The 6602-nt window shown below is 70.8% G+C and carries 5 protein-coding genes and 1 pseudogene; 4 read left to right on the top strand and 2 right to left on the bottom strand.

Translation table 11 applies throughout. The features are described from left to right. Both E1264_RS44150 and E1264_RS38465 read left to right on the top strand, forming a co-directional pair. Positions 1-185, top strand: a pseudogene (locus E1264_RS44150) (hypothetical protein); the annotation flags it as partial. A gap of 55 nt (positions 186-240) precedes the next feature. Further along, on the top strand, positions 241-1131 hold the full coding sequence (locus tag E1264_RS38465; RefSeq protein ID WP_132181816.1) for an LLM class flavin-dependent oxidoreductase: 891 nt from the start codon (positions 241-243) through the stop codon (positions 1129-1131). Between the two features lie 3 nt (positions 1132-1134). Here the strand turns inward: E1264_RS38465 and dnaE are convergent, their stop codons facing one another. Together dnaE and E1264_RS38455 are read right to left on the bottom strand one after the other, a co-directional pair. Beyond that, entirely contained in the window at positions 1135-4665 is a 3531-nt protein-coding gene (gene dnaE / locus E1264_RS38460) for a DNA polymerase III subunit alpha (RefSeq protein ID WP_132181814.1), read from the bottom strand. A 125-nt stretch (positions 4666-4790) separates the two neighbouring features. Beyond that, positions 4791-5660: an AraC family transcriptional regulator gene (locus E1264_RS38455; protein WP_347813449.1), complete on the bottom strand. Its 870-nt coding sequence runs from the start codon at positions 5658-5660 to the stop codon at positions 4791-4793. Between the two features lie 279 nt (positions 5661-5939). Here E1264_RS38455 and E1264_RS46290 point away from each other — a divergent pair, with 279 nt between their 5' ends. Beyond that, complete coding sequence (locus E1264_RS46290; protein ID WP_132181810.1) at positions 5940-6308, top strand: chorismate mutase; 369 nt, start codon at positions 5940-5942, stop codon at positions 6306-6308. Positions 6309-6450: 142 nt separating this feature from the next. Further along, the coding region (locus E1264_RS38445; protein ID WP_207936798.1) for an AzlC family ABC transporter permease at positions 6451-6602 on the top strand (152 nt) is incomplete at its 3' end.

Genomic DNA, 6602 nt, shown 5'->3' with positions numbered 1-6602 from the left:
CGACGAGCCTGTTCCCGCACGAGCCGCGCCTGACTCTGGCCGGTTTGCTGTCCCGGCACCGCGTCCCGTACCACCAGACCGACCTGCAGACCGAGGCGCTTCTCCCCGGCGGCGGGACGGCCCGCGCCCGCTTCGACGGCCTCGGCCGCTTCGTCGACTGGCACTCGGAGCTCATGGCGGTCTGACGATCCCGTAGCGCTACTGATTCGGCCGGGGCCCGGCCTCGGTAGTTTCGGGTGCATGATCTACCGATTCGGCGTCCAGCTCGCCCCGTCCGCCGCCGGGCTGGGCGAGATCCAGGCCCTCGCCCGCCAGGCCGACCGCGACGGGCTCGACCTGCTCGGCGTCCAGGACCACCCGTACGCGGCCGACCAGGCCGACACGCTCGCGCTCATCGCGGCGCTGCTCGCCGGCACCGAGCGGCTGCGGGTGTTCCCGGACGTGGCGAGCCTGCCGCTGCGGGGCCCCGCCGTCCTGGCCAAGCAGGCCGCCACCCTCGACCTGCTCAGCGGCGGCCGGTTCGAGCTCGCGCTCGGCGCGGGCGCGTTCTGGCCCGCGATCTCCGCCATGGGCGGCCCGAACCGCACCCCCGGGGAGGCGCTCAGGGCGCTGGAGGAGGCCATCGAGATCATCCGGGCCATGTGGCGTCCCGGCGAGACGGTCAAGGTCAGCGGGACGCATTACACGGTGAAGGGCGTCCACGCGGGCCCGGCACCCGCGCATCCGGTCGGCATCTGGCTCGGCAGCGTCGGGCCGAAGGCGCTCGCGCTCACCGGGCGCATCGGAGACGGGTGGGCGGCGCCGATCCCGCACTACCTGCCGTACGAGTCGTGGCGCGCGTCGCAGGACATCATCACCCGCGCCGCCGAGGACGCCGGGCGCGACCCGTCCGCCATCACCCGGATCGCGCAGCTCGTCGGCCGCATCACCGACGCCCCGGCCGACGTCCGGCTCCAGGGCGAGGAACCGATCCGCACGGACGCCGCGGGGTGGGCCCGCGTGCTGGCGGGTCTCGCCACCGAGACCGGGTTCGACACGTTCGTCTACTGGCCGGAGACCGCCGACGCGACGCAGCTCCGCCGCTGGGCGCAGGAGGTCGTCCCCGCCACCCGCGCCCTCCTGGAGGCATGAACCTCAGCCCAAACAGGAAGGGCCTAGGAGCTGTTTCAGGTCGCCCATCAGGGCCGGGGACGGGGCCACGCGGAGCTTGTCGTCCAGGCGGACGACCGTGGTGCGCGGCCCGTTCTGGACGTGGAGGTGCACCTCGGACCGGCCGGGGTGGGTGATCAGGACTTCCTTCAGGCGGGACACCGTCGGGGGCGTGCAGCGGCCCAGCGGCATCGTGATCGGGAACGGGCCGGTCGCGTCGGTGACCGTCAGGTCGGGCTGGGTGACCTCCATCGCGATGATCTTCGCGACGTCCTCGCGGCGGTCGAGCCTGCCCTTGACGATCAGGATCGCGTCCTCGGCGAGGAGCGTGGAGCACAGCTGGTAGGACGACGGGAAGCACAACACCTCGATGGAGCCGCCGAGGTCCTCCAGCTGGAACATGGCCCACGAGTTGCCCTGCTTGGTGACCTTGCGCTGGAGGCCCGACAGGAGCCCGGCGATGACCACGATCTGGCCGTCGGGGCGCTCGCCCTCGTTCAGGACGGCGATCGTGCAGTCGGCCTCGCGCTCCAGGATGTGCTCGACGCCGAGGAGCGGGTGGTCGGAGACGTACAGGCCGAGCATCTCCCGCTCGAACGCCAGGAGGGTCGTCTTGTCCCACTCCTCGCCTTCGGGGATGGCGACGGCGAACGCGTCGTCGCCGCTGTCGTCCTCCAGCGCGCCGAAGAGGGAGTCCTGGCCGACGGCCTCCTTGCGCTTGATGTCGATGACCGAGTCGATGGCCTGCTCGTGCACCATCAGCAGCGCCTTGCGCTGGTGGCCGAGCTCGTCGAACGCGCCCGCCTTGATCAGCGACTCCACGACCCGCTTGTTGCAGACGATCGGCGGGACCTTGTTGAGGAAGTCGTTGAAGTCGGTGTAGGCGCCCTTCTCCTTGCGGGCGGCGACGATGCCGTCCACCACGTTGGTACCGACGTTGCGGACGGCCGACAGCCCGAACCTGATCTCGGTGTCGCCCAGCGGGGTGAAGTCGGCCTCGGAGGTGTTGACGTCCGGCGGCAGCACCTTCAGCCCCATCCGGCGGCATTCGGACAGGTAGAGGGCGCTCTTGTCCTTGTCGTCGCCGACGGACGTCAGCAGCCCCGCCATGTACTCGGCCGGGTAGTTCGCCTTGAGGTAGGCCGTCCAGTAGGAGACCAGCCCGTACGCGGCGGAGTGCGCCTTGTTGAAGGCGTAGTCGGAGAACGGGACCAGGATGTCCCAGAGGGTCTTGACGGCCTCCTTGGAGAAGCCGTTGTCGAGCATGCCCTGCTCGAAGCCGACGAACTGGGCGTCCAGCTCCGCCTTCTTCTTCTTGCCCATGACGCGGCGGAGAAGATCCGCTTTGCCGAGCGTGTAGCCCGCCACCTTCTGCGCGATCGCCATGACCTGCTCCTGATAGACGATCAGGCCGTAGGTCGTGTCGAGGATCTCCTTGAGCGGCTCCTCCAGCTCCGGATGGATCGGGGTGATCTCCTGCTGGCCGTTCTTGCGGAGCGCGTAGTTGGTGTGGGAGTTCGCGCCCATCGGGCCCGGCCGGTACAGGGCGCCGACGGCGGAGATGTCCTCGAAGTTGTCGGGCTTCATCAGCCGCAGCAGCGACCGCATCGGGCCGCCGTCGAACTGGAACACGCCGAGGGTGTCACCGCGGGCGAGGAGGTCGTAGGTCGGCTGGTCGTCCAGCGGGAGGGCGAGGAGGTCGACGTCGATGCCCTTGTTCTTCTTGATGCCGCGGAGCGCGTCGTCGATGATCGTCAGGTTCCGCAGGCCCAGGAAGTCCATCTTCAGCAGGCCGAGCGACTCGCAGGTCGGGTAGTCGAACTGCGTGATGATCGCGCCGTCGGCGTCCCGGCGCATGATCGGGATGTGGTCGGTGATCGTCTCACCGGACATGATCACACCGGCGGCGTGCACGCCGGTCTGGCGGATCAGGCCCTCCAGGCCCTGCGCCAGGTCCATGATCTGCTTGACGTCGGTCTCTTCCTCGTACAGCTTGCGCAGCTCGCCCGCCTCACCGTGGCGGGGGTGCTTGTCGTCGAAGATCCCCGACAGCGGGATGTCCTTGCCCATCACGGCGGGCGGGAACGCCTTGGAGATCCGGTCGCCGAGCGCGTACGGGAAGCCGAGGACGCGGCCCGCGTCCTTGATCGCGGCCTTCGCCTTGATGGTGCCGAAGGTGGCGATGAAGGAGACCTTGTCGGCGCCCCACTTCTCCGTCGTGTACTTGATGACCTCGGCGCGCCGGTCTTCAGGGAAGTCGATGTCGATGTCGGGCATGGACGCGCGCTCGGGGTTCAGGAACCGCTCGAAGATCAGCCCGTGCGGGATGGGGTCGAGGTCGGTGATGCCCATCGCGTACGCGATCAGCGAGCCCGCCGCGGACCCCCGGCCGGGGCCGACCAGGATGCCGTTCTCCTTGGCCCACATGATGAAGTCGGCGACGACGAGGAAGTACGACGGGTACCCCTTGCCGAGGATGACGCCCATCTCGTACTCGGCCTGCTCCTTGTACCCGTCGGGCAGGCCGTCGGGGAAGCGCCGCTCCAGGCCCTTCCAGACCTCCTTGCGGAACCAGCTCTCCTCCGTCTCGCCCTCGGGGACGGGGAAGCGGGGGCTGAGGTCCTTGTACTCGAACATGCCGTCCGGCTCGACGCGCTCGGCGATGAGCAGCGTGTTCCTGCAGCCCTCCGCCCAGATGTCGGACGAGTCGATCGCGCGCATCTCGTCGGCGGTCTTCAGGTAGTAGCCGGACCCGTCGAACCGGAACCGGTCGGGGTCGGCGAGCTGCTTGCCGACCTGGACGCACAGGAGCGCGTCGTGCGCGGTCGCCTCGGACTCGTGCGTGTAGTGCGAGTCGTTGGTGACGACCGGCGGGATGTTCAGCCTCTTGCCGATCTCGACGAGCCCGTCGCGGACGCGGCGCTCGATCTCCAGGCCGTGGTCCATCAGCTCAAGGAAGTAGTTCTCCTTGCCGAGGATCTCCTGGAACGTGGCGGCGGCCTTGAGGGCCTCGTCGAACTGGCCGAGCCGCAGCCGCGTCTGGACCTTGCCGGACGGGCACCCGGTCGTCGCCATGATCCCGTCGGCGTGCTCGGCGAGGAGCTCCTCGTCCATCCGGGCGTACTTGAAGACGAAGCCCTCGGTGTAGGCGCGGCTGGACAGCTTGAACAGGTTGTGCAGGCCCGTCTTGTTCCGCGCCCACAGCGTCATGTGGTTGATCAGGCCGCCGCCGGAGACGTCGTCGCGCTTCTGGCTCGGCTCGCCCCACTGGACCTTCTTCTTGTGGTAGCGGGACTCGGGCGCCATGTACGCCTCGATGCCGATGATCGGCGTGACCCCGGCCGCGGTCGCCTGCTTGTGGAAGTCGTAGGCGCCGTGCATGTTGCCGTGGTCGGTCATGGCGATGGCGGGCATCTTCTGCCGCCCGACCTCTTCGAACATCTGCTTCAGCCGAGCGGCCCCGTCGAGCATGGAGTACTCGGTATGAACGTGCAGGTGAACGAAAGAGTCGGCCATGCCTGCTGCGCCTCCTGCTCGTGCATGCGACCGCGCACGTACCTGACGGTACGTGTCGGCGCTATCGGTCCCGGGGGAAGATCGTCAACCCGGCGGGGGCGCCGGAATGACGCGGTCCTGAGAGCCTAACTCTCCTCTGGGGCCCCATGCGCCCCGACGCGCCCAATCGCGCGGGCACTACGGTAGGCGCCCGGGGGGACACCCAGCGTCCGCTTGAAATGGCGGGTCAGGTGGGCCTGGTCGGCGAAGCCGGTACGGGCCGCGACGTCGGCGGGGCGCAGGCCCTCGTCCAGCAGGACGCGCGCCTCCCGCACGCGCACCTGGTTGAGGTAGGCGTGCGGCGGCAGGCCGACGGTGTCGCGGAACGCGCGCAGCAGCGGGAACGGGCGGGTGCCGACGGCCTCGGCCAGCTCGTCCAGGGACGGCGGCCCGACGAGGCTCGCGTGCAGGATCTCGCGGGCCTCGCGGACGGCGCGCGGCATCCGCCACGCCTCGCCGGGCGCGCCGCTCCGCAGGTGGTCGCGGACGTGGGCGTGCCGGGTGAGCATGCCGGTCAGCGCCGTCCGCAGCATGGTGGACGCCGCCAGCGCGTCGCCCTTCTCCCCCGCCCGGTGGACGGCGCGCAGCAGGTCGGCGGCGCGGGGGTCGTCCACGACGGGGTCCGGGAAAGCGGGCGTGCCGGCCCGGGCGCCCAGCTCGGCGGCCACCCCGGCCACGACGCCGACCGGCGGGTAGATCACCCGGTAGGCCCAGCCCTCCGGCGCGCCCGCGTGCCCGCCGTGCACGACGCCGGGGTTGACCACGACGACCGAGCCGGCCCCGGCGCGCTGCACGCCGCCCGGGTGCTCGAACTCCTCCACGCCCGCGTCGATGACGCCGAACACGTAGCCGTCGTGGGCGTGCCGGGCGAACCGGTGCGTCACGTAGCGGGCGCGCAGCAGGTCGACCTCGGGGAACGCCGGATGGCGGTAATAGTGCGCGACCTCTTCCCCCATATCGGACATGCTATCCGGGCCGTCTCAACCGGCGAGACGATCCGTCCATCGTTTGACGGGCACCGGCCGTCACCGCATACGATCTGGTCCGTGGAACGTCGTCACTTCAGGTTTACGGGGCCGGCTCCGGGCGAGCCGGCCGCCGCTGCGACCTGAGCGACGACCCCGGAGCCGGCAAGGCAGAGCCCCGCATCGGGCTCTGCCTTTTCTGTTGACCAGAGCGGCCCGGGCACGGACCCCCCTTGCGCGAACGGCCGCCGCACGAGAGGGAACCCCGACATGCACGACCAGGTCATCGACCCCGTGGAGGACGCCGCGGCCTGCCCGGCCTGCGGCCGGCCAGGGGACGGCGGCGAGCTGCGCGTGGCGCTGCCGTCCGCCGGGGACATCGCCACGCTCGGCGAGGCCAGGGCCGCGATCGACGGGCTCGACGCCGCCCTCGCCACCCTGCTGGAGCACCGCGCCGCGGTCGCCGCCGCCGTCCAGCGGCTCAAGCCGGTCGGCGGCTTCGCCGGACGCGACCCGGCGCGCGAACGGCAGATCGTCGAGGCGATGGCCGTGCACGCGCCGTCCCTCGGGCCCGACCGGCTCGCCCGCATCATGACCGCCGTGATCGAGGCCGGTCTCGACGCCGCCGAGAACCGGTGACCGCCGGGACCCGCGGTGAGAGTTGCAAGAACGTTCAAGATTGCGGGACGCGCCCGTCCCTAGCGTGGACGCCATGAGCGTGACCGAGACCGAGACCGGGGAGGTGGGCGCGCCGGACGAGGGCGCGCGCAGGTCCGCCGCCGTGCGGGACGGGCTGGGCGTCGGCATCGCCGTCGGCATGTCGGGGCTCGCGTTCGGCGCGGCGGCCGTCACGGCCGGGCTGACCATCGCGCAGGCGTGCGTGCTGAGCCTGCTGGCGTTCACGGGCGCGTCGCAGTTCGCGCTCGCCGGGGT

Source organism: Actinomadura sp. KC216, from assembly GCF_004348535.1.
Lineage (GTDB): Bacteria > Actinomycetota > Actinomycetes > Streptosporangiales > Streptosporangiaceae > Spirillospora.
The sequence above is the reverse complement of the archived record's forward strand: the minus strand, read 5'-3'. Positions and strand labels throughout refer to the sequence as shown.

Excerpts from the sequence above, each read along its gene's own strand:
- E1264_RS46290 (WP_132181810.1), top strand. The coding sequence starts at position 5,940 with ATGCACGACCAGGTCATCGACCCCGTGGAGGACGCCGCGGCCTGCCCG.
- E1264_RS38455 (WP_347813449.1), bottom strand. The coding sequence starts at position 5,660 with ATGGGGGAAGAGGTCGCGCACTATTACCGCCATCCGGCGTTCCCCGAG.
- dnaE (WP_132181814.1), bottom strand. The coding sequence starts at position 4,665 with ATGGCCGACTCTTTCGTTCACCTGCACGTTCATACCGAGTACTCCATG.
- E1264_RS38465 (WP_132181816.1), top strand. The coding sequence starts at position 241 with ATGATCTACCGATTCGGCGTCCAGCTCGCCCCGTCCGCCGCCGGGCTG.